Source organism: Myroides albus, from assembly GCF_024722315.1.
Lineage (GTDB): Bacteria > Bacteroidota > Bacteroidia > Flavobacteriales > Flavobacteriaceae > Flavobacterium > Flavobacterium album_A.
In genome coordinates, this window is record NZ_CP102754.1 from 1217068 (window position 1) to 1240314 (window position 23247).

General features: G+C 34.7%; 22 protein-coding genes and 1 tRNA gene. 2 read left to right on the top strand and 21 right to left on the bottom strand.

The window, feature by feature from the left end:
- Positions 1-136: 136 nt before the first annotated feature.
- The 19 genes from NWE55_RS05700 to mraZ form a co-directional block, all read right to left on the bottom strand.
- A complete protein-coding gene (locus NWE55_RS05700; RefSeq protein WP_444850889.1) occupies positions 137-1120 on the bottom strand; it encodes an ISAon1 family transposase in 984 nt (327 codons plus the stop codon).
- Positions 1110-1463, bottom strand: a complete 354-nt coding sequence (locus tag NWE55_RS05705; RefSeq protein WP_160339156.1) for an ISAon1 family transposase N-terminal region protein — start codon at positions 1461-1463, stop codon at positions 1110-1112. Before NWE55_RS05705 ends, NWE55_RS05700 begins: the two co-directional genes overlap by 11 nt.
- A gap of 214 nt (positions 1464-1677) precedes the next feature.
- Positions 1678-2097 carry a CBS domain-containing protein gene (locus tag NWE55_RS05710; protein ID WP_155092110.1) on the bottom strand — a complete coding sequence of 140 codons (420 nt, stop codon included), beginning with the start codon at positions 2095-2097 and terminating at the stop codon, positions 1678-1680.
- A gap of 473 nt (positions 2098-2570) precedes the next feature.
- Positions 2571-3281, bottom strand: coding sequence for a hypothetical protein (locus tag NWE55_RS05715; protein WP_155092109.1), 711 nt, complete (start codon positions 3279-3281; stop codon positions 2571-2573).
- A 257-nt stretch (positions 3282-3538) separates the two neighbouring features.
- Positions 3539-3612, bottom strand: a tRNA-Arg gene (locus tag NWE55_RS05720).
- Between the two features lie 15 nt (positions 3613-3627).
- Positions 3628-4080, bottom strand: coding sequence for a GatB/YqeY domain-containing protein (locus NWE55_RS05725; RefSeq protein ID WP_155092108.1), 453 nt, complete (start codon positions 4078-4080; stop codon positions 3628-3630).
- A 99-nt stretch (positions 4081-4179) separates the two neighbouring features.
- Positions 4180-6294, bottom strand: a complete 2115-nt coding sequence (ftsZ, locus tag NWE55_RS05730) for a cell division protein FtsZ (RefSeq protein ID WP_155092107.1) — start codon at positions 6292-6294, stop codon at positions 4180-4182.
- Positions 6295-6307: 13 nt separating this feature from the next.
- Entirely contained in the window at positions 6308-7750 is a 1443-nt protein-coding gene (gene ftsA / locus NWE55_RS05735) for a cell division protein FtsA (RefSeq protein ID WP_155092106.1), read from the bottom strand.
- A gap of 9 nt (positions 7751-7759) precedes the next feature.
- Entirely contained in the window at positions 7760-8497 is a 738-nt protein-coding gene (locus tag NWE55_RS05740) for a cell division protein FtsQ/DivIB (protein ID WP_160339658.1), read from the bottom strand.
- Between the two features lie 12 nt (positions 8498-8509).
- A complete protein-coding gene (murC, locus tag NWE55_RS05745; RefSeq protein ID WP_258204659.1) occupies positions 8510-9856 on the bottom strand; it encodes a UDP-N-acetylmuramate--L-alanine ligase in 1347 nt (448 codons plus the stop codon).
- On the bottom strand, positions 9856-10944 hold the full coding sequence (murG, locus tag NWE55_RS05750; protein ID WP_155092104.1) for an undecaprenyldiphospho-muramoylpentapeptide beta-N-acetylglucosaminyltransferase: 1089 nt from the start codon (positions 10942-10944) through the stop codon (positions 9856-9858). The genes murC and murG overlap by 1 nt, the downstream gene beginning before the upstream one ends.
- 8 nt (positions 10945-10952) lie before the next feature.
- Positions 10953-12200, bottom strand: a complete 1248-nt coding sequence (locus tag NWE55_RS05755; protein WP_155092103.1) for an FtsW/RodA/SpoVE family cell cycle protein — start codon at positions 12198-12200, stop codon at positions 10953-10955.
- A 16-nt stretch (positions 12201-12216) separates the two neighbouring features.
- Complete coding sequence (gene murD / locus NWE55_RS05760) at positions 12217-13551, bottom strand: UDP-N-acetylmuramoyl-L-alanine--D-glutamate ligase (protein ID WP_155092102.1); 1335 nt, start codon at positions 13549-13551, stop codon at positions 12217-12219.
- 1 nt (position 13552) lies between these two features.
- Positions 13553-14764, bottom strand: coding sequence for a phospho-N-acetylmuramoyl-pentapeptide-transferase (mraY, locus tag NWE55_RS05765; RefSeq protein WP_155092101.1), 1212 nt, complete (start codon positions 14762-14764; stop codon positions 13553-13555).
- Between the two features lie 15 nt (positions 14765-14779).
- Complete coding sequence (locus NWE55_RS05770) at positions 14780-16234, bottom strand: UDP-N-acetylmuramoyl-L-alanyl-D-glutamate--2,6-diaminopimelate ligase (protein WP_160339659.1); 1455 nt, start codon at positions 16232-16234, stop codon at positions 14780-14782.
- Entirely contained in the window at positions 16234-18234 is a 2001-nt protein-coding gene (locus tag NWE55_RS05775; RefSeq protein ID WP_155092100.1) for a PASTA domain-containing penicillin-binding protein, read from the bottom strand. The genes NWE55_RS05770 and NWE55_RS05775 overlap by 1 nt, the downstream gene beginning before the upstream one ends.
- Entirely contained in the window at positions 18225-18584 is a 360-nt protein-coding gene (locus NWE55_RS05780; RefSeq protein WP_155092099.1) for an FtsL-like putative cell division protein, read from the bottom strand. Before NWE55_RS05780 ends, NWE55_RS05775 begins: the two co-directional genes overlap by 10 nt.
- Positions 18581-19492, bottom strand: coding sequence for a 16S rRNA (cytosine(1402)-N(4))-methyltransferase RsmH (gene rsmH / locus NWE55_RS05785; protein WP_155092098.1), 912 nt, complete (start codon positions 19490-19492; stop codon positions 18581-18583). The genes NWE55_RS05780 and rsmH overlap by 4 nt, the downstream gene beginning before the upstream one ends.
- Positions 19485-19946: a division/cell wall cluster transcriptional repressor MraZ gene (gene mraZ, locus NWE55_RS05790; RefSeq protein ID WP_155092097.1), complete on the bottom strand. Its 462-nt coding sequence runs from the start codon at positions 19944-19946 to the stop codon at positions 19485-19487. The genes rsmH and mraZ overlap by 8 nt, the downstream gene beginning before the upstream one ends.
- A gap of 339 nt (positions 19947-20285) precedes the next feature.
- Between mraZ and NWE55_RS05795 the strand changes: the two genes are divergently transcribed.
- Together NWE55_RS05795 and yihA are read left to right on the top strand one after the other, a co-directional pair.
- A complete protein-coding gene (locus tag NWE55_RS05795; protein ID WP_155092096.1) occupies positions 20286-21050 on the top strand; it encodes an alpha/beta fold hydrolase in 765 nt (254 codons plus the stop codon).
- A 3-nt stretch (positions 21051-21053) separates the two neighbouring features.
- Positions 21054-21674, top strand: coding sequence for a ribosome biogenesis GTP-binding protein YihA/YsxC (gene yihA, locus NWE55_RS05800; RefSeq protein WP_155092095.1), 621 nt, complete (start codon positions 21054-21056; stop codon positions 21672-21674).
- 45 nt (positions 21675-21719) lie between these two features.
- Here the strand turns inward: yihA and NWE55_RS05805 are convergent, their stop codons facing one another.
- The gene (locus NWE55_RS05805) at positions 21720-22247 is read right to left on the bottom strand and encodes a hypothetical protein (RefSeq protein WP_155092094.1); all 528 of its coding nucleotides are present in this window, start codon (positions 22245-22247) and stop codon (positions 21720-21722) included.
- A gap of 448 nt (positions 22248-22695) precedes the next feature.
- A complete protein-coding gene (locus NWE55_RS05810; RefSeq protein ID WP_155092093.1) occupies positions 22696-23211 on the bottom strand; it encodes a ClbS/DfsB family four-helix bundle protein in 516 nt (171 codons plus the stop codon).
- Between the last annotated feature and the right edge of the window lie 36 nt (positions 23212-23247).

A 23247-nucleotide genomic window follows, 5' to 3' on the forward strand; every position in this document is an offset into this window, starting at 1 on the left:
CCTTACAAACTATTTGAATCTTTTGGATAAAAAACACTTCTGCTATAGATTTATAAAAATACTTCACTTATATAGACATCTATACAGCAAGACCACTATTCTACTCAACAAAGAGGATCAATCTCAAAAGTTGTGTTTAGGCATAAAGCTTAGTCAATCTGTATAAAAAGAAATCAATATCTCTTACACCTCTAAACTGAGCTCTGAATGCTTTAATTTTTGCATTAAAAGATTCAGCAGAGGCATTGGTACTTCTATTATCAAAATAGTTAAGAATTGTTTTATAATTGATTTGCATTGTATTGATAACAGTGCCGAATTGTTTTAAATTAATCTTCATAACATCATTGTACCAATGAGCCAGTTTAGTATAAGCTACTTCTTTTACTGTGGTTGTGTTATATATTATTCTTAAGTTTTGCGCTACATTATAAGCTTGTTTAATCAAAGGATATTGATTAAATAATATATCTGCTCTTTGCATTTGATTAGTAGTCCATTTACTTGGATCCATAGTTAGTAGATATCTACTTCTTATAAGTAGTTGCTTAGCTGTATCTCCATTATCAAATTCTATTGGAATAAATTGTTTACCTTCTTTTTTAGCTTGTAGGATTAAGTTGTTTTCAATATCTGAAGCATTCCAACGTTCTTGTATTCTAATATCTTGTAATGCTTCATTTACTAGTTTCTGTACATGAAAACGATCTGTTACTTGTGTCGCATTAACAAAGCACTTCGTAACAATTTTTTTCATAGAATTTGCCATATCAAGTGTTATCTCCTTAACTTTAGATCTTGTCTTAGAGGAGATTGTAAGAAGCTTCTCTATAATAGGCTCTACTTTAGTGCCAGAAAAAATTGCTACTATACTCCCTTGCTTTCCTCTACTATATTTGTTTGTAATAATTGTATAGAGCTCACCTTTTGACAAAGCTGTTTCGTCTATTGATAGTTTAGGACCTATGTTTTCAGGAAAAAGAAGATAGTCTTTAGCGTGTTCTTTATGTTCCCAAGCTTGAAAATCACTTAGTGAATCTTTGTATTGGCGTTGTAGTTTTTTACCATCAATATTAAAGAAACCTCCTATTGTATGGCAATCACTTGCCTTAGTATCTATTAATTTCTTTTAAAAAAGAGGCAAACTCATCAGTTAAACGAGTGCCTTTTGCTACTAGATTCCAATCTCTCTGTACTAATTCGCGAGTAGTTTTATCTAACCAACGACGACGCTTGACATGAAGATAAACACTATTTCCTCGTAAAGGAAAATCTTGTATTGTGGTTTCATTATGAAATCCATGACCTATAAGAATACGGTCTTTTGCTTCATCCGGGACTCTATTAAATTCTTCAAAATATAGGTGCATTGTTTCACCTTGTTTTATCGTTTTTACTAAATCAAAATGTTCTACTAAAAACTCAGGTAAAATCATTTTTACAAACTCAATATAGTTTTCCACGGTTATTATTTATTATTACAAAGATCTGTAGTTTTTAATTCACACACAACTTTTGAGATTGATCCAACAAAGATGCTATTCCCAAAGCGCTATCTATATGCAAAATAAAAAAGCACTAATGCTGAACACTAGTGCTTTCCTCAAACAACAATATGTAATTTTGTAGCCAAACTCACAAACCACAAAATCAATTTTCTTTTTATAGCAATTCTTTCTAATCGTATTGATTCAAAAGATACTTTATCAAATCCGTTGTAGTTAACATTCCTACAAGCACCTGCCCATCTAAAACAGGTAATGCTCGAAAATCTTTTTTAACTAATATTTCAGCAGCATCCTTTATATTGTCATCTGCCTGTATCGTAGTAACATTCTTTACCATAACCTGTTCTAATGTAAACATATTATAAACGGTTGTATCCACGATATTATCATCTTCATCCGTATCAGCTAAACTGATTTTCAATAAATCTGTATAACTTAATATCCCTACCAACTTATGACCTGAAACTACAGGTAAGTGACGAATCTTGTGCATTTTAAATAACTTCTCAGCATCTGTTAATGAATCCGTCAAATTCAAGCTAACAATAGTTGAAGTCATAATTGACGAAACTGGAACTCTTTGTCTCATACCACTATCTAATTAACTTTCTACTACAAAGATAAGTTGACTAAAAAGCATAAAACATGATTTTTATCAGTAAATGGGATTTTTTACTTTATCCATTAAGGCAAAATCTTCACTTAAAACACTCTAAATCCACTATATTCAAGGTACATAAGAACTATACTTCGTATTCAAAATGTCCTAATTCTAAAGTAAAAAAAAACAATTTCACAAGTATAGAGTATAATTTAAGAGTTAAAACCACCGATAATAATCTTTCATTCGCATTTAGCATTAACTTTAAAATTTGAAAGATATGAATAGTTCTTCAACAAACCTGCTGAGAATTTAGCCATAAAATGACTACACCTAAACTGTAATAAAAGTAAATCCCAAAACAATAAACAACTCAGTACAGTGTCATAAAAAAGACCGAACTCAAGTAAAATACTTGAGTTCGGTCTTTTTTACAATAAACTTTTGAAATTAAATGAATACTAATTCCAATCTTCAATAACATGCGAGTGACCATCTTCTATTGTCACAGATATGCTCCTTGGAGCATTAGGATTTCCTCTTCCATGCTTACCTTCTTTAAACACTAAAGGAATTGGTTTCAACAAATCAAAGTGAAATGCACCTTCTTTATCTTTTACTACTTTAACTGCATCCACATAGAAGCCTTCGTCCACGTGTTCATACACAGCATCATTATAATCACTAGACTGTCTTTTTTCATTTTCTATACCCAAATTAACTGATATTATAGCTAATCTTCTTCCTCCGTCTTTTACATCCTTAGGAAAATGACCAAAGCGATTTGTAATAGTATAAAGCCCTTCTTCTACATTATTCAATGCAATTAAAAGACTTCCTCCTTTCAACTCACCGTATACTTTAGTGCGTTCTTCGTCAATTTTATCGTAATTTTCTTTAGTATCACCATAATTCACATCCCACATTTCCATATGAACACCTTTAATAGTACCATTCACTTTATCATAGCCAGTAACTGGAAGATAATTCCAATACACTAACTTTTTATCTACATCGTCAACTTTTGTATGAACCGTGAAAGTCCCATAAGATTTCACATTTACTCCTCCTTCTGTTCCACCATTAGTTTCACTATCACTTCCTTTATCATCGCTACTACAAGCAGTAAATAGAAAAGAAACTGACATAACAAGAATCATTACTTTTTTCATATTATTTTTTAATTAAATTAGTTAATAAAGCACTACTAACTTTATATTCCTCAAAGCTACGCTTTATTTTTATTTAACTATCTATTAACACATTAAACTTTAGTAACATCATATCGAAAGACCAAAAAAAAGGTAGCTACCAAAACTGGTAGCCACCTTAATTCAATCTATTTCATTCCTCGTGCATTTGAACAGAAGTTAAGTACACAATAGGTTGTGTTATTTAGTACTTGACAAATACTTTTGCCAATACATAGCGTCCGCGGAGGGGTTCGAACCCCCAACCCTCAGAGCCGAAATCTGATATTCTATCCAGTTGAACTACACGGACATACCTATTATAATTTTATTTAGATAAAATAGCTTTTACAATACTTGAGATCGTTTTACCGTCAGCTTTACCAGCTAAAGCTTTTGATGCTAACCCCATAACCTGTCCCATTGAACCCATTCCAGAAAAAGAACCTTCTGAAACTATTTTTTCAATAGCACTTCTCACTTCCTCCTCTGACAACTGTTCAGGTAAGAATGCCTCGATTACTTTTGCTTGATCTAACTCTGGTTGAACCAAATCTTCACGACCTTGCTCTTGGTAAATATTAGCACTGTCTTTTCTTTGTTTCACTAACTTTTGAAGTATTTTGATTTCTTCTTCCTCTGTTAGTTCTTCTTTACTACCTGATTGAGTTTGGGCTAATAATAACTCAGACTTAATCGCTCTAAGTGCCTCCAAGGCTAAAGTATCTTTAGACTTCATTGCACTCTTCATTGCGTCCATTACATTTGACTGTAAACTCATATCATATCTGTTTTTGATTGTTGCAAATATAAGAAAAAGCCAGAAAAAATATATCTTTTCTGGCTTTTATCTATAACCTATAAGTACGCTATACAATTGCTAATCTACATTGTCGTGTAAGAAAGAATTGTTAGAACGCAGTTTACTATCGTTATTACTATCTAAACTAATTGATGTTCTTGACTTTTGTGAAGAATCATCTACCTCATTTAGATTTACACCAGTTCTCTTGTAAGCTGGTTCTGATTCCAAGTCATTGATCTGACTATTAGTTGCTGTTCCACTATTAAATTTGTAGTTAAAGTCACGCATTTTCTTTCTGCGTTCAGCAGAACGACTTCTTAGCGTAAACTCTTCAATACTCATTTCCATTGGGTTAATCTCATCATTCTCAGCTGTTACAGGAGATTCAACATTAGCTACCCCCTCATCTTCATTTTCCTTCATAGAAACTTTGAACCCTTCTGCAATATCTTCAGCGTGCTTAGATGCATTTGGTTTCGCAGTTTTTAACTCCTCTTCTTTATCTGTGTAGTCTTCAAGTGAGAAATAAATAAACTCCTCTTTAGTGTCTTCAGTTGTCGAATGATCAATCTGATCTTGAATATCTAATGTAGTTTCGCTATTGAACTCATTAGTGTTATCATCAAGATTGTAAACAACTGTTTGAGCAACCTTAGCTGTAGGTACTTGAACAGTATCATCAATTTTTTTAGTTACGATAACAAATTCAGGATCCACAACTTTAATATCGCGTAAGTCTTTAGCTTTATTTAAAGTCTTAGTTTCTTGTGTGCTATTTACTACCTCTGGAGTTACCTCTTTTTGAGGAGTAACTATTTCAAAGAAAACATCTAAGTTTTTAGCAGCAGGAGAAGTCTCAGTTTGAATTGGCGCTTTAGGCTCAACGCTTTCAAAATTCACAGCAAACTGCCCTCCATCATCACTAATAGTTGGATCTACTATTGGTTCATCAGATATATCTGTTGAATTAGAAAGAAAGTCGTTTTCAAACTCATCCTCTGCTTCCAATGTAAATACTTTTCGTTCTTCTGGAGCATCTGCTGGAGACACAGCACTATCAGAAGTTTTAGTCAATGGTTGATCTGGAGTAGAAAAACCTAAATTACCTGTTACTGAATTACTTGAAAGATTACGAACTAAAGTTTGTTCATCTCCTAAAGTATGAACAATCACTTTTGGCTCACCAGAAGCAACAATCGTTTTTTGTTGTTCAACATTGAAACCAGTCGCGATAATAGTTACAGAAATAGCTTCACCAAGACTTTCATCCTCACCTACTCCCATAATGATATTAGCATTATGACCAGCCTCTGTTTGGATATGATCGTTAATTTCACCTATTTCATCTAAAGTAATTTCGTTTGATCCAGAAACTATTAAAAGCAAAACATTCTTAGCCCCTGTAATTTTATTGTCATTTAACAAAGGAGAATCTAATGCATCGACGATTGCGTTCTTAGCTCTACTATCACCAGAAGCTGTCGCAGAACCCATAATAGCAGTTCCACTATCTGATAAAACAGTCTTAGCATCTTTTAAATCGATATTCTGAGTATAGTGATGTGTAATTACCTCTGCAATACCACGTGCTGCAGTAGATAATACTTCATCTGCTTTGGAGAAGCCAGCTTTAAATCCTAAGTTACCATAAACTTCACGTAACTTATTATTGTTAATAACCACAAGAGAGTCCACTTGCTTACGCAGCCTTTCAACTCCTTTTAATGCCTGCTCTTGACGTACTTTCCCTTCAAATTGAAACGGAATAGTAACAATCCCAACAGTCAAAATATCTCTTTCTTTCGATAATTGAGCGATTACAGGAGCAGCACCAGTACCAGTACCTCCACCCATACCTGCCGTTATAAATACCATCTTTGTGTTGGTATCAAGCATTTTCTCAATATCTTCAATACTTTCTATAGCCGATTGTTGCCCTACTTCAGGATTTGCCCCCGCTCCAAGACCTTCAGTCAAATTAACTCCTAACTGAATTTTATTAGGTACGGGACTATTCTCTAATGCTTGCGAATCAGTATTACACACGATAAAATCAACACCTTTAATACCTTGCTTAAACATGTGGTTAATCGCGTTACTTCCACCTCCTCCGACACCAATCACCTTAATTACATTCGATTGATTTTTTGGTAAATCGAATTTTATTCCTCCGAAATCTGTATTCTCCATATACGTATCGTTTTTATTCTTGCTTTTCAATATAATCTCTAATCTTTCTTACAAAACTACCTAAAAAGCTTTTCTCAAATTTATCTACAGTTGTTGTAACTTCTTTTTCAGTTTCTACTTCCTCATCTTTTTCTAAATTGATGTGAACGCGTTCGCTTTTTTCACTTTTCACTTCTTCAGATACTGATGGTGAAATAGGGTTATTCTCTACAACTTTCTGTTCAATAATTTTCTTTTCTTCTTCTTGCAATTTTTCGTAAGCTATAATCTCTTCAAAAGGAACAGCTCCTTTTATTTGATTCTTATCACTTTCCATCACTAATCCCACTGCTGTTGCATATAATGGACTTGAGATTTCAGGACTTGAATCACCCGCTAAATGCTCATTTGGATAACCAATACGAGTATCTATTCCAGTAATATATTCTACTAACTGTTTTATATGTTTCAATTCAGAACCACCACCTGTTAATACAATTCCTGCAATTAACTTCTTCTGTGGGTTTTCGTATCCATAGGTCTTAATTTCAGAAAACACCAATTGAATAATCTCATCCACTCGAGCGTGAATAATCTTAGACAAATTCTTCAGTGAAATCTCTTTTGGCTCTTTACCTCTCAAACCAGGAATAGAAACAATCTCGTTGTCTTTATTTTCACCCGGCCAAGCAGATCCAAAACGAACCTTCAATGTCTCGGCTTGTCTTTCAATGATAGAACATCCTTCCTTGATATCTTCCGTAATCACGTTCCCTCCGAAAGGAACTACAGCTGTATGGCGAATTATTCCATCTTTAAAGATCGCCAAGTCTGTTGTACCACCACCTATATCAATAATAGCAACACCAGCCTCCTTCTCTTCTTGACTCAAAACAGCTTCAGCTGATGCCAAAGGTTCTAAAGTAATGCCTGACAATTCTAATCCTGCATCTTTAATACATCTTCCTGCGTTCTTTATGAGAGCAGCCTGCCCAACAACCACGTGAAAAGTAGCTTCCAATCTACTTCCATACATACCTATTGGTTCTTTAATTCCAGGTTCTCCGTCAATCTTAAATTCTTGAGGTAATACATGAATAATTTCTTCTCCAGGTAACATATTCAATTTCTGAACCTGTCCAATTAACTTTTCAATGTCTTTATCCCCTATTACTTCATCAGGATTTTCACGGCTTATGTAATCGCTGTGCTGGATACTGCGAATATGTTGTCCTGCAATACCAACTACAACTTTCTTAATTCTACATTCTGCTTCTGCCTCTGCTTCTTTAACTGCATGCTGAATAGATTGTATCGTCTGTGTAATATTATTAACTACACCCCTTTTCACACCTAAGCTTTTTGCCTTCCCTAATCCAAGAATTTCAAGCTTGCCATATTCGTTTTTCTTTCCAACCATTGCAACAATCTTAGTTGTTCCAATGTCTAATCCTACAGCTATATTTTCATTTTTCATAGTCATTTTCTATTTACTACATACTACTTGTTGAGTAAATCTAAGATTTATACTCTTATACTGTTTTGTGTCTAACTTGCCTTCTGTACAATACTTCACAAAGGCCGTATAATTATTCAATTTCTTTTCCATTTCATCAAATGTTCCAAAAGAAATACTATAATCATTAGTTCTACTCTTTAACATTAAGGTTTCATCTCCCCGTATAATAATTCCAGTTAAATCCTGCTTTAAAAACTCACTTTCATTAATCAACTTCAACATTTTTAATAAATCCCCGCGATTGTTTTCCGTAATACGACCATCAATCATAGGTACTCGTTGTGAAAAATTGTGAGAGATAGGCATACTCCTTCCAGTATTATCGATATAGTAACTCTTACCATTCTCAAAATAACGTCCAACTGCTTCCTTCTGCCACACATCTACATATAACTTTCCATCTATAGATAGATACACTTCTGCATTCTTAATTAGCTCATTACTTAAGACTTCATCTTCCACTTTCTTCAAATCTACTATAGATCTATTAACTCTGGAAGTGTTTGGTAAACTTTTTTCAACCATACTGCGAATATCTGCTCCTGTTACAAAATGATAATCCTCACCTTTGAAAAAAACTTCTATACCACTAATCTCTTTATCTTCGCTCTTTTTATTACTAAAAGAATAAACAACAAAGGCAATAGCGCACACTAACAATATGCGAACATCAACCCACTTTATTCTCTTAAATAACTTTTTCACACTTATTATATTTTATTCTAATTCCAATTTTATATCATTAATCATTTCACCTATATCTCCAGCACCAATAGTCAGTACCACCTCTGGGTTAAAATCTTTTATATAGCTGATCAATCTGCTTTTTTCAACCAAACATTTACTATTCGACTTAATTAGTTCTAATAGTTTATCAGATGTTACTCCCTCTATAGGCAATTCACGTGCTGGGTAAATATCCAACAAAACTACATTCTCAAAAGTTGACAATGCCTCGCCGAACTCTTCCATAAAATCTCTTGTTCGACTATACAAATGAGGTTGAAAGATTGCTAATATTTTCTTATCCCCATACATCTCATGAACTGCTTGACTAACTGCTTTAATCTCCGTTGGATGATGAGCGTAATCGTCAATAAATATCAACTTCTCATTGCGAATCTTATAAGAAAATCTTCTTCTCACTCCCTTAAATGTCTCCAAAGCATTCACTAAATCACTAACATTTACACCATACACATATGCCATAGCAAAAGCTGTTAATGCATTTGTCAAATTGTGATGTCCTGGTAATCCAAATCTAACATCTGACACAGTCTCTTTTGGCGTCACTATATCGAATATATACCAACCATTATCGATTCTAATATTCTTTACCTGAAAGCTACTATCTGCCCCAAAACCAACTTTCACTCCATCTAAATCAACATCTTCATGAACAAACAGCAAATTCTTATCCTCAACTTTTGCAGCAAATTCCATAAAAGAAATCAACATCTCATCAGCTGTTCCAAAAATATCTAAGTGATCAGCTTCGGTAGAATTGATACAAGCGATATTGGGACTCAATCTTAAAAATGAACGATCAAACTCATCTGCTTCCACTACTGTAACCGTTTTACCCGAACCAATCAAATTAGTCTGGTAGTTTTCAACAACTCCTCCTACAAAAGCAGTAACATCTACTCCAGCTTGATAAAGTAAATGTCCAAGAATACTTGTTGTTGTTGTTTTACCATGCGTACCAGCAACAGCGAAACAGTAAGTATCTTTTGTGATGATACCAAGTACCTCAGATCTCTTTAAAATTTCAAATCCAGCTTGTTGAAAATACATCCATTCTGTATGAGATGTAGGTACCGCAGGGGTAATAACAACAACTGTACTATCAATATCTTTATACTCCTCTCCAATAAAAGCAATATTGTCTTCATAATGTATTTCAATACCAACTTCCTCTAACTCTCTAGTAAGTTGTGTTGGCGTTTTATCGTATCCAGCGACATTCTTACCTAAGAATTTAAAATAACGAGCAAGGGCACTCATTCCAATACCACCAATCCCTATAAAATATACACTCTTTATTTTATCAATTACTTTCATTACTTTTTAATTAAAGCTACTATTTGATCTACAATATCTTTTGTTGCATTTGGCAAGGCTAACTTTTTAAAGTTATCTCCCAATTCTTGCATACGACTATCGTCACTTAACACGGATTTAAACAAATCCGGAAAAGTATCCAACTCACTTTCTTTAACCATTAGCGCACCACCGCGTTCTACAATACTTAAAGCATTCTTAGTTTGGTGATCTTCTGCCACATTAGGAGAAGGCACAAATATGACTGGTTTTCCTACTATTGCTAATTCAGAAACTGAAGAAGCTCCAGCTCGCGAAACTACAATATCAGCTGATGCAAAAGCATAATCCATTCTATCTACAAACGCTAATACTTTTACCCTACTACTGTTGTATTTCTTGTATTCTTCGTAATATAACTTACCACATTGCCAAATAACCTCAAGCTCCATTTCTTCGAATAAGCCAAGATTACTTTCAACTAATTGATTTATCCTTCTCGCCCCTAAGCTTCCTCCTAACACTAAAAGTGTTTTCTTACTTACATCCAATTTGAAAGAGGCTTTAGCTTCAGCCTTATCGCTTAATACCAGTAAATCCTGTCTAACGGGATTACCTGTCTTGACCAGCTTATCTTTTGGAAAAAACGCTTCAAGGTTATCATATGCCACACAAATAGCCTTTGCTTTCTTTCCTAATAACTTGTTAGTAATACCAGGAAAAGAATTCTGCTCTTGTACAACAGTTGGGATTCCCATATCTGCAGCTACCTTTACAACAGCTCCACTTGCGTATCCCCCTGTCCCAATCACAACATCTGGCTTAAACCTTTTTATGATCTTTCTCGATTTAAGCAGACTGCTAATTACTTTAAAAGGAAATGATAAGTTATCTAACGATAACTCCCTTTTCAAGCCAGAGATCCACAATCCTTCGATAGCATACCCAGCCTGTGGTATTTTCTGCATCTCCATACGACCTTCTGCACCCACAAACAATATCTCAGCATTAGCAAATCGACTCTTCAATTCATTTGCAATTGCTAAGGCTGGGTATATATGTCCTCCCGTTCCTCCTCCACTCAATATAAACCGAGGTGCATGACTCATATTATAATCTAATTTTCTTTTAACTCTTGTTCTAAAATTTGTTCTTTTTCTAATTGAATTCTATTCAATTCTTCTTCTTCACGCTTCTCTGCATCACTCTTCTCCATTTCGCGTTCCTGAATTTCTCTTTCACTTTTTGTAACACTAAGGATAATACCTAAAGCTACACATGTCATCCATATAGATGTCCCTCCACTACTAATAAGAGGTAAGGGTTGACCCGTTGTCGGTAAAAACGAAACTGCAACTCCAATATTAATCAACGTCTGATAGATTAGAAAAAATCCTAATCCGACCACCAGGAGTTGACCAAATACTGTGGGAGCCCTGTGTATCGCAATCAAAAAACGAAAGAACAACGACATATATACAAAGAGCAAAAACACTCCAAAAACGACACCATATTCCTCAACTATAATAGCGTAAATGAAATCTGATGAAGATTGTGGCAAAAAGTTCTTCTGAACACTTTTACCTGGCCCTAAGCCAAACAATCCACCTGAGGCAATTGCTATTTTTGCATTTTGTACTTGGTACAAGTCTTTGGTAGAATCGTCTGAATTGGCGAATCTGTCAATTCTACTAATCCAAGTATCCACTCGATTGGGAAATAAACCTGGAAAAGCCTTTGCCGTAATCATAAAGATCCCAATAAACAATACTGCCGCAGAACAGATAATAGCTAAGTACTTTAACGGATACTTGCCTATAAGTGCAACTGTAAAAACTACAAGCGAAATAATTGCAGCCGTAGAAAAGTTTGCTGGTAAAATTAGCAATACGATTAATCCCACTGGCAACCACAACTCCCATAAAGAAGAAACAAAATCAACTGTCTTGTCCTTTATCTTTACTAAATATTGAGCGACATAAACGGTCAATACAATTGCTGCTATAGAAGAAGGTTGAAACTGAACACCCAGCACACTAACCCATCTACTGGCATTTGCTCCGCCTATCATTGTTCCCTTTGTCAACGTGTAGATTAACAATAGTACCACGACAGGTATTCCTACAAAACCTACAAGCTTAAAATAGCGATAATCTACACGGTGAACCAACCACATAAAAATTAGACCTACACTGATGTGTACAAAGTGCTTGATCAAATAATAAATCGTCTTTTCACCAGTTCCTACAGTATAAACTAAATTTGTACTCGCACTATATACAGGCATAATAGAGAAACAGGCCAATAGAATAACTAATGCCCAAATCGTTTTATCTCCGTATAAATGTGCGTACAACCACTTCATTGTTTATATACTTACTTTATAAATTATGTACTTCATCTTTAAACTGTCTTCCTCTATCCTCGTAGTTCTCAAACAAATCAAAACTTGCACAAGCAGGTGACAACAATACTGCATCGCCACTTTCTGCTAAACTTTGTGCCACTTTCACAGCGTCATTCATCGTTTGAACCTCTACAAATGATTCTACTACATTCTGATAAGCATCGCGTATTTTGGTATTATCAAGCCCTAAACAAACAATACTTTTCACCTTTTCGCGAACCAAAGGCATTAACTCGTGATAGTCATTCCCTTTATCAACACCACCTACTATCCACACTGTTGGTGTCTTCATACTTTCCAAAGCAAAGAAAGTAGCATTGATATTAGTCGCTTTTGAATCATTAATATATTGAACATTATCTACTTTCAAGACTTTTTCAAGTCTATGCTCTACCCCTTGGAAATCAGAAAGACTTTCTCTAATCTTATCCTTTCGAATTCTCTTTAATTGAGCAATAGTAGTTGCTGCCATTGCATTTTTCACATTATGCAATCCCTCAATTCCTAAATCTTCAATTGGCAATACAATTGTTTCTTTATTCATAGTCACAACAATATTTTTATCCTCAACATAAGCCCCCTCATCTAATTTTTTATACAATGAGAAAGGCAATGCCTTAGCTTTTATTGTATGAGTTTTCAACCACTGTTGAATTTCCTCATCGTCATAATCATAAATAAAATAATCTTCAGCCGTTTGATTCATAGTGATTCTAAACTTAGAATCAATGTAATTCGAGTACTTATAATCATATCGATCCAGGTGATCTGGACTTAGATTAGTTAGTACAGCAATATTTGGTCTAAATTCTACTATTCCGTCTAACTGAAAACTACTTAACTCAAGCACATAGCATTTCTCAGGATTACTTGCAACTTGACCAGCATAACTGTCACCAATGTTACCAGCTATACCGATATCTAACCCCCCATCCTTAAGCAATTTGTAAGTCAACATTGTCGTTGTTGTCTTTCCATTACTTCCTGTGATAGCTATTGATAATTCTGAATTGAAATGATATGCAAATTCAATTTCAGAAATGATCTTTACACCCTTATCAACTAATTTCTTAATGATTGGTGCTTTATCAGGAATACCTGGACTTTTTACAACTACATCAGCATCTAAAATCTCCGCTTCTGTATGCCCATTCTCTTCCCAACAAATACCAGCATTTGTCAATGCTTCTTTATAATTATCTTTTATTGTCCCAAAATCGGAAACAAAAACACTATATCCCTTTTGCAATGCTAAAATAGCCGTACCTACACCACTTTCTCCTGCTCCTAAAATTGCAATCTTCTTCATCTTATCTCAGTTTTAGTGATACTAAACAAAATACGCCCAATAATATGGCTATAATCCAGAAACGAGTAACAATCTTACTTTCGTGATATCCTTTCTTTTGAAAATGGTGGTGTAAAGGAGACATTAAGAAAATCCTTCTTCCTTCACCATATTTCTTTTTCGTATACTTAAAATAAGATACTTGCATCACTACAGATAAATTCTCAATCAAGAATATACCACACAATACTGGAATCAATAACTCTTTACGAACAGCGATAGCCATAACTGCAATAATCCCCCCTATTGTCAAACTTCCTGTATCACCCATAAACACTTGAGCTGGATAGGTATTATACCATAGGAATCCTATCAGAGCTCCCATAAAGGCGGATATAAAAACAGTCATTTCACCCGAATTTGGGATATACATAATATTCAAATAATTAGAAAATATTACGTTACCTGATACAAACGCAAAAATACCCAGCACAAAAGTGGATATTGCGGAGGTACCAGCGGCTAAGCCATCTATACCATCGGTGAGATTAGCACCATTCGATACTGCTGTAATAATAAAAATGACTATAGGAATGAATACAAGCCAAGCATACTTTTCTGCTCCTTCCCCCATCCAGCTAATCAGCATATTATAATCAAACTCATTATCTTTGAAAAAAGGAATCGTTGTTGCTGTCGATTTAACATCGTACTTACTTACAGTACTCTCAACGATAACCTGATTAGCAGGTGTATCTCTAACAGTGACACTTGGACTAAAGTATAAAACTGAACCTACAATTAGCCCCAACCCTACTTGTCCTACAACTTTGAATCTTCCCTTTAACCCATCTTTATCTTTCTTAAATACTTTAATATAGTCATCTAAGAAACCAATAGCTCCCATCCAAAGGGTAGTTAATATCAACAATAAGACATAGACATTATCTAATTTTGCAAAAAGCAATACAGGAATAAGAGTTGCTAAAATAATAATTACTCCTCCCATAGTAGGCGTACCAGCTTTCTCTTTTTGTCCTTCAAGACCAAGATCCCTAACGGTCTCTCCTACTTGCATTCTGTATAAAAATCTAATAATTCTCTTTCCGTAAATGATAGAAAACAACAATGAAAAAATCACTGCCATTCCTGAGCGAAAAGTAATGTACTGAAACACTCCCGCTCCTGGTATTTTCAAAATACTATCTAAATACTGAAATAAATAATACAACATAATTCTATTCTCCTCTTATTGTTTCAAAAACTCAGTTACAATCTCTAAGTCATTAAAATGACTTTTTACTCCTTTAACATCTTGGTAAGTTTCATGTCCCTTACCTGCTATTAAAATAATATCCCCAGCTACAGCTTGTTGACAAGCAAGCTTAATAGCCTGTTTGCGATCTTCTACTACAATTGTTTTCATCGCATTCTGAGGCTCAACACCAGCTTCTATCTGCTCCAAAATCTCAGATGGTTCTTCGAATCTTGGGTTATCGGAAGTGAAAATTACTTTACTACTCAATTCAGAAGCTATCTGTCCCATCTCTGGCCTTTTCGTTTTATCTCTATTTCCTCCGCAACCAACTACCGTTATCAACTTCTCATTAAAAGTTCGGATAGAGTTTATCGTCTCTATTACATTCTTAAGCGCGTCAGGCGTATGAGCATAATCGACAATTGCCGTTATATTATCTCTTCCTACAATATATTGAAAACGCCCTGCTACACTTGTCAGTTTACTCAATTGCAACAAAGCCTCTTGAAAATCAACACCCAATTCTACAGCAACAGAAAACACAGCTAACAAATTACTTGCATTAAATGCACCTATCAACTGTACCCATACATCTTGTTGATTTACTTTCATTAACATACCAGAAAACTGACTCTCAAGAATCTGTCCTTTGTAATCTGATACATTTTTCAGACCGTAAGTAATTAACTTTGCCTTTGTATTCTGAACCATAAACATTCCGTTTTTATCGTCCACATTGGTCACTGCAAAAGCCTTACTACTAAGTTGATCAAAAAAGATTTTCTTAGCATTTCTATATTCTGCAAATGTTTTGTGATAATCTAAATGGTCATGTGTTAAATTGGTAAAAATCCCACCTCTAAAGTTCAAAGCATCTGTGCGTTTCTGAACAATTCCATGAGAACTCACTTCCATAAAACAATACTCACAACCTTCAGCGACCATTTCATTCATATAATAATTTATAGTCAGTGAATCTGGCGTTGTGTGCGTCGTTTCGTAAACCTTCTTACCAACGATAATTTTTACAGTAGATAACAATCCTACCTTATACCCAATATTGGTAAACAAATTATACAACAATGTCGCTATAGTTGTTTTACCATTTGTTCCAGTAACACCAACTAAATGTAACTTAGATGAAGGCTCATTATAAAAATTATTGGCCATATGAGCTAAAGCCAAATCAGAGTCTTCTACACATACATAAGTTACATTATCAACTATATCAGAAGGCAACTCTTCACACACAATCACTGTGGCACCCTGTGCTATAGCTTGACTGATGTACTCATGTCCATCTACTACAGATCCTCTTTGAGCTACAAATAATGTATCTGCTTTCACTTTACGTGAATCAAAAGCAATGAAATCTATAGCAAGATCGGTTGAACCTACTACAGATTTTATTTCTACTCTATATAATATGTCTTTTAGCTTTCTCACTATAATTCTAATACTACTTTCTTATCTCTTTCTATTTTTGTTCCAGCTGGAATAGATTGATTTTTAATCTTTCCTATACCATGTACTGCTACATTCAATCCCAAATTCTCTAATAATGGTAAAGCATCCATCACATACATCCCTTTTACATTCGGCATTACCTGATTCTCATCATTCACTTTAGTAAAATAGTCTGCATAACTATTCTGAATTTCTGAAGAAACGTGATTCACTTCTTCGAGTTCAGTTGTAATAGGAACATCTGTATAAATCTTTTGAGCAATCTTCTTAAACACTGGCCCGGATACATCAGCTCCATAATAACTCTTACTGCGATCAGGTCTATGAATTACAACTATACAAGAGTACTTAGGATTATCAGCAGGAAAATATCCTGCAAATGAAGATGAATAATACATCTCTTTCCCTTTTCCTTTTCCGTAATTCACTTGAGCTGTTCCCGTTTTACCTGCCATCGAAAAGTTTTTGGAATCCAATTTTCTTCCTGTCCCTTTCTTAACAACATTTGCTAAAACAGCTTGTACTTGCTTAATCACCTCTGGAGAAGCTATTTGAGGATTTACGACTTCCTTTTCAAACTTCACTATCGTGCGATTAAACTCTTTAACCTCTGACACAAACTGCGGTTTAACCATTTCTCCATTATTTGCCACAGCATTGTACAACATCAAAGTATGCATCGGTGTCACAGATAGTCCATATCCGAACGCCATCCACGGCAGTGCAATCCCACTCCAACCTTTCGCACCAGGTTTTGGTATATATGGAGAGCCTTCTCCCAGAATAGGCACCCCTATGGGTTTATCCATTCCCAATGAACTCAGGTAATCTGTAAACTCTGATGGGTTATTCTGAAACCCCTCATTCACAGCTTGAGTAATCACCGTATTGGAAGAAACTTCTATTCCTCTTGCTAAGGATATCTTTCCATATCCACCCCATTTCGAATCGCGCACTCTTGCATTATAAAACTTTACAATACCGTCTTGTGTATCGTAAATACGAGCCGTATCACTTTTCCCTTTCTCCAATAAAGCCAAAAGAGAAGCTAACTTAAACGTTGACCCCGGTTCATGAACTTCCGCAAGAGCATAATTTATAGTCTCATAATAGTTTCCTGATTCCGCTCTCCCCAAATTAGAGATGGCGCGAATCGCACCTGTCTTCACTTCCATAACAATCACAGTACCGTGATCAGCATTAAAGTCTTGAAGTGCTTTCAACAAACCATGATGTGCAATATCTTGTATATAAACATCGATTGTAGAGACAATGTCTTTTCCATCAACAGGATCTAATTCAATCTCGTCGTTGATTGGCTTCCATTGATCTTTTCCAATACTCTGCATTTTTCTTCTTCCATCTACACCGCTAAGGTAATTGCTAAATGCTCCTTCTATTCCTACTCTACCAAAAGTCTTATCGTCATTTTGCCTTTCATATCCAATAGTACGTTGAGCAATCCTGCCGATAGGGTGTTGTCTAATCGTTTTTTGTAAAGAAATAAAACCTCCTTTATATGGACCACGATTAAAAAGTGGAAAATTTCGCACTCTTACAAATTGAGTATAACTCAACCCACGAGCAATTAAGATGTACCTACTATTATTTGCCCTACCCTTTCTCATTAGATTTTGATAATGAGATGAACTCTTACCAAACATCACAGCTAAAGAGTCAGATAGAGGTTTAAGATTTTTCTCAAAATCTTCCTTACTTGGTGCTACACCATCAAATCGAATTTCAAAGACCGGAACAGATGTTGCCAAAAGACTTCCATCTGCTGAATATATATTTCCCCTATTTGCGGGAATTACTTCTTCTTTTACACGAGTTTTATCTTGCGCTTTAGCTCTTAGCTCCTTTCCTTCAACCCCCTGAATCTTGACCAAGCGATAAATGATACACAATGCAACAATAATCACTGCAGCAGACATAAGATAAAGCCTTAAGTAAACCCCTCTCCTCTCTAATGCCATAACCTACTCCAAAAACTTTCTTTCTTACTTTCTAAATTCACTTTAATTTTAGTTGGCGGAGTTTCTGATGGGTATATCCCCTCATCCTCCAACTTTTTAGTGATTGTTGACTCCATCTTCAACTCCATCAATTCTGATCTCGTGTCAACAAACTCAGCTCTGAGCATTTTCACTTCATGCGTAAGAGCAGTAACCTTAAAAACCTTAGTCTCATAAGCTTGTGTATTCCAAATCAATATCAAGCAAAGGCAAATCACATAAATGATAATCGCCCAGTTCTTGGCTGAATCCTCATGAACGAGAATTTTCGCCTTGATGACATCCATTGGACTTACGAGATTCTTTCTCATTTCTTTTCTGCTACTCTTAGTTTTGCTGATCTTGCTCTATTATTTACACTTATTTCCTCGTCTGTCGGTATTATCAATTTCCCCAATTGTTTTAAAGGAACTTCAAATCTTCCGAACATATCGCGCTCTGGCTCACCCTCAAACATTCCATTTTTCATAAAGCGCTTTACTAATCTATCTTCTAAAGAATGATAAGAAATAACACTCAAGCGACCTCCAGGTTTTAAAACTTCTGCACTTTGCTCAAGCATCTCTCTCAGAACATCCATTTCTTGATTCACTTCAATTCGAATAGCTTGATAAATTTGAGCTAAAATCTTTGCGCTTTTATGTGCAGGCAAAAACCTCGCAAGCACACGCTTCAAATCATCAGTATTCTTAATCGGCTCTTCTGCTCTACTCTTGACAATCGTATTGGCAATCGCTCCAGCATTTTTTAACTCTCCATAGAGATAGAACATATTTCGCAAATCCTTCTCCTCATAATCATTCACCACATGATAAGCTGATATTTCACTCTTTTGGTTCATTCTCATATCCAGTTCTCCATCAAAACGCGTTGAAAAACCGCGCTCAGCAACATCGAACTGATGTGAAGAAACTCCTAAATCACCTAAAATCCCATCTACTTCCTTTTCTCCATAAAAACGCAAATAGCGTTTTAAGTATCTAAAATTTTGATTGATCAACACAAATCTCGGATCGTCAATAGCATTATCCAAGGCATCTGCATCTTGATCAAATCCATACAGTTTACCATTCTCACCTAAACGACTTAATATTTCACGAGAGTGTCCTCCTCCTCCAAACGTAACATCAACATACACTCCATCAGGCTTAATATTTAATCCATCTACACTTTCCTGTAACAAAACAGGCTTATGATAACCGTAATCTTCTTTATTCATCAAAACTAATATTACTCATTACATCTTGAGCCAAGTCTGCAAAATCAATATTTTCATCCTCACTCAAAATATTCTCATACAATCCTTTATCCCAAATTTCAATTATATTCACCTTAGAAGTAAACACAAGTTCCTTCGAGATTTTGGCATACTCGATCAAGTCTTTTGCCACTAACAAACGACCTGCATCGTCAATACTCACTTCTTTAACACCAGCCATAAAGCGACGAATGAACATATCATTTTTCTTATCAAAAGGGTTTAATTTTTTGATTTTCTCCATCATCTTGTTCCATTCAGCCATAGGCCATAACTCTAAACATGGTTCAAACACAGAGCGTTTCAACACGAAACCTTCAGCCATAGCAGGCAACTGCTTCTTCAAAGAAGCAGGTACTGACACACGACCTTTGGCATCAATTTTACACTCATATGTTCCGACTATAAAAGACAAACCACACCTATTAATGTTATTTTAGCAAATGTACTACTTTTTTTCCCACTTTTTCCCACTTTTTCCCACTTTGTTAATAAGTTTTCGCAATACTACACTATTTCAAGGTTTAGCATACTAAACACTTGATTTTAAACACTTATATTTTAGCAAAATCTACAATTTGAATGAGTCTAAAACGACAAAAAAGCGCTTTTTTCAGACCTAAAAAAGTATCGTTTTCTGCCACTATATTTCATCTAATTTGCAGTTAAATGTTTTTTTATAGTTTTATTAGAAACATTGTCCCTAATAAAACCTTATATTTGTGGGAATTTAAAAATCGCATTTAGAAACTACATGGAGCGAACTTTAAAAGTAGATGGTAAATTCCGTTATGTTGAGATTGGTGATGGAACTCCAATTATCATCTTACACGGTTTAATGGGCGGACTGAGCAATTTTGATGGTGTTACAGAATTCTTCCCGAAAGAAGGCTACAAAGTAGTTCTCCCTGAACTACCTTTATACACAAATAGCATTTTAAAGACAAACGTAAAGGCATTTGCTAAGTTTGTTAAAGACTTTATCGACCACCTTGGACACAAAAAAGTAATCCTATTAGGAAATTCCTTAGGAGGACATATTGCTTTGTATTTTTCTAAGATGTATCCTGAGTACTTACAAGCTATGGTACTTACAGGTAGCTCTGGCTTATATGAAAGTGCTATGGGAGATAGTTATCCAAAGCGTGGTGACTATGAGTATATCAAGAAAAAAGCAGAGGACGTGTTTTATCATCCTGAAATAGCTACGAAAGAAATAGTAGATGAAGTTTTTGCTACTGTAAATGACCGTATGAAGGTTATCAAGACTATTACTATTGCCAAAAGTGCAATACGCCACAATATGTCTAAAGATTTACCAAAAATAAATGTACCAACCTGTCTAATCTGGGGGAAAAACGACAAGGTAACTCCTCCCGAAGTTGCAGTAGAGTTTAACGAACTACTACCTGATTCAGATCTATATTGGATTGATGAATGTGGACACGCAGCGATGATGGAACATCCAGACGAATTTAATAAATTACTATACGCTTGGTTTAAAAAGCGCAATTACTAAAATATGAAAATTAATACTGCAGAATTTGTCGTAAGTAACTCTGACGCGAAGAAGTGCCCTAATGAACCTATCCCTGAATACGCTTTCATCGGAAGGTCTAATGTCGGCAAATCTTCTTTGATTAATATGCTTACAAACCAAAAGAATCTTGCAAAAACATCTTCAAGACCGGGAAAGACACAATTAATAAATCACTTTAAGATTAACTCAAATTGGTATTTAGTTGATTTACCTGGATATGGATATGCAAAAGTAAGTAAGAAGACAAAATCTACATTTCAAAAATTCATTACAGATTATTTCGAAAAAAGACAACAGCTTGTTAGCGCATTTGTTTTAGTAGACATCAGACACGAAGCTCAAAAAATTGACTTAGAGTTCATGCAATACTTGGGGCAATCTGAAGTACCTTTTTCTATTATATTTACTAAAGCAGATAAAGTAGGAAAACAAAAGGTAAATAGTTTAGTCGCTGATTATAGAAAGAAAATGTTAGCAGACAATTGGGAAGAAATGCCTCCTTATTTTGTAACTTCCTCTGAAGACAAAATAGGTAGAGATGAAGTTCTTGAGTACATTGACGAAATCAATAAAGAAATGTTTAAAAACCAAAGTCCTATATAAAAGAAAAAACTGCTGTACAGCAGTTTTTTCTTTTATATACATTTACTATTTAGCAACCAAAATGACCTGTTTCGCTGTAGCACCTTCAGGCAGATTAATTTGCTTACCATAAAAGAAATCATATTTATCATCAACTTTCAAAACTAATTGTTTCGTTGTCAAAGAAATAATTTCTAAAGGTTCTAAGTTATCATTCATCTCCTTGGCAAAAAGTAACAAGTTCTCTCCCTCGATTTTATAATCTGCAACGCTTTTGTAAAGTTCACTACAATCAAAACTGTGATTTTCCATAAAAACTTTATCCTCTTTGAAGCTATATAAATCCAAATCACAAACTCTATAAAAGCTTAAATCTTCTTCAAGAATCACTTTATTATTTCTATCTAAGTACACAAACTTAGAAGCTAACCAATCTTTTTTAATGGCTTTCGAATAATGAGCAACCGAAATCTCGGTACCTGAGTTATTCGATTCATTACCATCATCCTTCTTCTTCGAATTTTCATCCGAACTACACCCCCCTAAAAAAACACAACATAAAATAGTAGCGAAAAACAACAAATACTTTTTCATAATATATTCCGTTAAGATTACCACAACAAAATTATGAAAAACAGACAAACTAACATATTAAAAATCAAATATTTGTCTCAATTAAAATAAATATTTACATAATTTAAAGTAAATATAATAATAGATCAGCGCGAAGAATAACCACACTTTCATGCGACTTTCTTGGAGCATTCTTCGAGTATCCTTCGGGTTTTCTTCGCAAAAAGACGCCTTTTCCCAATAAAACCCGAAGCATCCCCCTAGAAAACCCGAAGAAAGTGCAAGCAATCTCTCAACAATAAAAATGTGATACTACTAAAAAAAAATATTGACATAAAGCTACTGGTAGCCAAATATCAATTAACTTAATTAAATCAATGTAGAAATATAGGGCTGATTTTCACCTATTTACCTTTTCAGAAAACACTCTAAATCACGCCTTATCCTATAATGAGGTTAGAGCCATCAATCATTCGCTTTCACTACCTGATTTCACGTGTGACTTTACTATTTTAATAGCCCATTCATAATGACTTGACATAGACGATACACAGTAGCTCCCAAGACTTGTAGAACCTGTCCAATTGAAATACTTTTTAACGAATAATTCATCTTCTGTAAAAGCTTTCACTATTTGAATTGTATCTCGATGACTCTGTTGTAGTAATATCTTAGCATCGTCCAAAGACGTAGCTTGGTGCTTTTTCCAAAACTCTACATTCATAGCCGTATACGTTTTCCAATTATAAGGCTTAGGTAAAAAAGACGTCTGATTCCCTTGTTGATTATTTGAAATCCAAGTTAACAATAGCTGATGCCATTCATAAAGGTGGACAAATACATCTCTGATGTTTCTATCTCTACCTTCAAAATTAAAAGTCTTTTGCTGCAGTTCTGTAGATAACTGTTCTACAAGTACAAATAAAGTGTTGAAACTACTTTCACTCTGCTCTAATAAACTAACCTTATCCTTAGCTCTACCCATAAAAAAAAATTGCTTATAATAAGAAACTAACGTAAA

What these genes read in the sequence shown, in the direction of transcription:
- NWE55_RS05710 (WP_155092110.1), bottom strand. Translation starts at nt 2,097, where the DNA reads ATGAGACAAAGAGTTCCAGTTTCGTCAATTATGACTTCAACTATTGTT.
- NWE55_RS05715 (WP_155092109.1), bottom strand. Translation starts at nt 3,281, where the DNA reads ATGAAAAAAGTAATGATTCTTGTTATGTCAGTTTCTTTTCTATTTACT.
- NWE55_RS05725 (WP_155092108.1), bottom strand. Translation starts at nt 4,080, where the DNA reads ATGAGTTTACAGTCAAATGTAATGGACGCAATGAAGAGTGCAATGAAG.
- ftsZ (WP_155092107.1), bottom strand. Translation starts at nt 6,294, where the DNA reads ATGGAGAATACAGATTTCGGAGGAATAAAATTCGATTTACCAAAAAAT.
- ftsA (WP_155092106.1), bottom strand. Translation starts at nt 7,750, where the DNA reads ATGAAAAATGAAAATATAGCTGTAGGATTAGACATTGGAACAACTAAG.
- murC (WP_258204659.1), bottom strand. Translation starts at nt 9,856, where the DNA reads ATGAAAGTAATTGATAAAATAAAGAGTGTATATTTTATAGGGATTGGT.
- murG (WP_155092104.1), bottom strand. Translation starts at nt 10,944, where the DNA reads ATGAGTCATGCACCTCGGTTTATATTGAGTGGAGGAGGAACGGGAGGA.
- NWE55_RS05755 (WP_155092103.1), bottom strand. Translation starts at nt 12,200, where the DNA reads ATGAAGTGGTTGTACGCACATTTATACGGAGATAAAACGATTTGGGCA.
- murD (WP_155092102.1), bottom strand. Translation starts at nt 13,551, where the DNA reads ATGAAGAAGATTGCAATTTTAGGAGCAGGAGAAAGTGGTGTAGGTACG.
- mraY (WP_155092101.1), bottom strand. Translation starts at nt 14,764, where the DNA reads ATGTTGTATTATTTATTTCAGTATTTAGATAGTATTTTGAAAATACCA.
- NWE55_RS05775 (WP_155092100.1), bottom strand. Translation starts at nt 18,234, where the DNA reads ATGGCATTAGAGAGGAGAGGGGTTTACTTAAGGCTTTATCTTATGTCT.
- NWE55_RS05780 (WP_155092099.1), bottom strand. Translation starts at nt 18,584, where the DNA reads ATGAGAAAGAATCTCGTAAGTCCAATGGATGTCATCAAGGCGAAAATT.
- rsmH (WP_155092098.1), bottom strand. Translation starts at nt 19,492, where the DNA reads ATGAATAAAGAAGATTACGGTTATCATAAGCCTGTTTTGTTACAGGAA.
- NWE55_RS05795 (WP_155092096.1), top strand. Translation starts at nt 20,286, where the DNA reads ATGGAGCGAACTTTAAAAGTAGATGGTAAATTCCGTTATGTTGAGATT.
- yihA (WP_155092095.1), top strand. Translation starts at nt 21,054, where the DNA reads ATGAAAATTAATACTGCAGAATTTGTCGTAAGTAACTCTGACGCGAAG.
- NWE55_RS05805 (WP_155092094.1), bottom strand. Translation starts at nt 22,247, where the DNA reads ATGAAAAAGTATTTGTTGTTTTTCGCTACTATTTTATGTTGTGTTTTT.
- NWE55_RS05810 (WP_155092093.1), bottom strand. Translation starts at nt 23,211, where the DNA reads ATGGGTAGAGCTAAGGATAAGGTTAGTTTATTAGAGCAGAGTGAAAGT.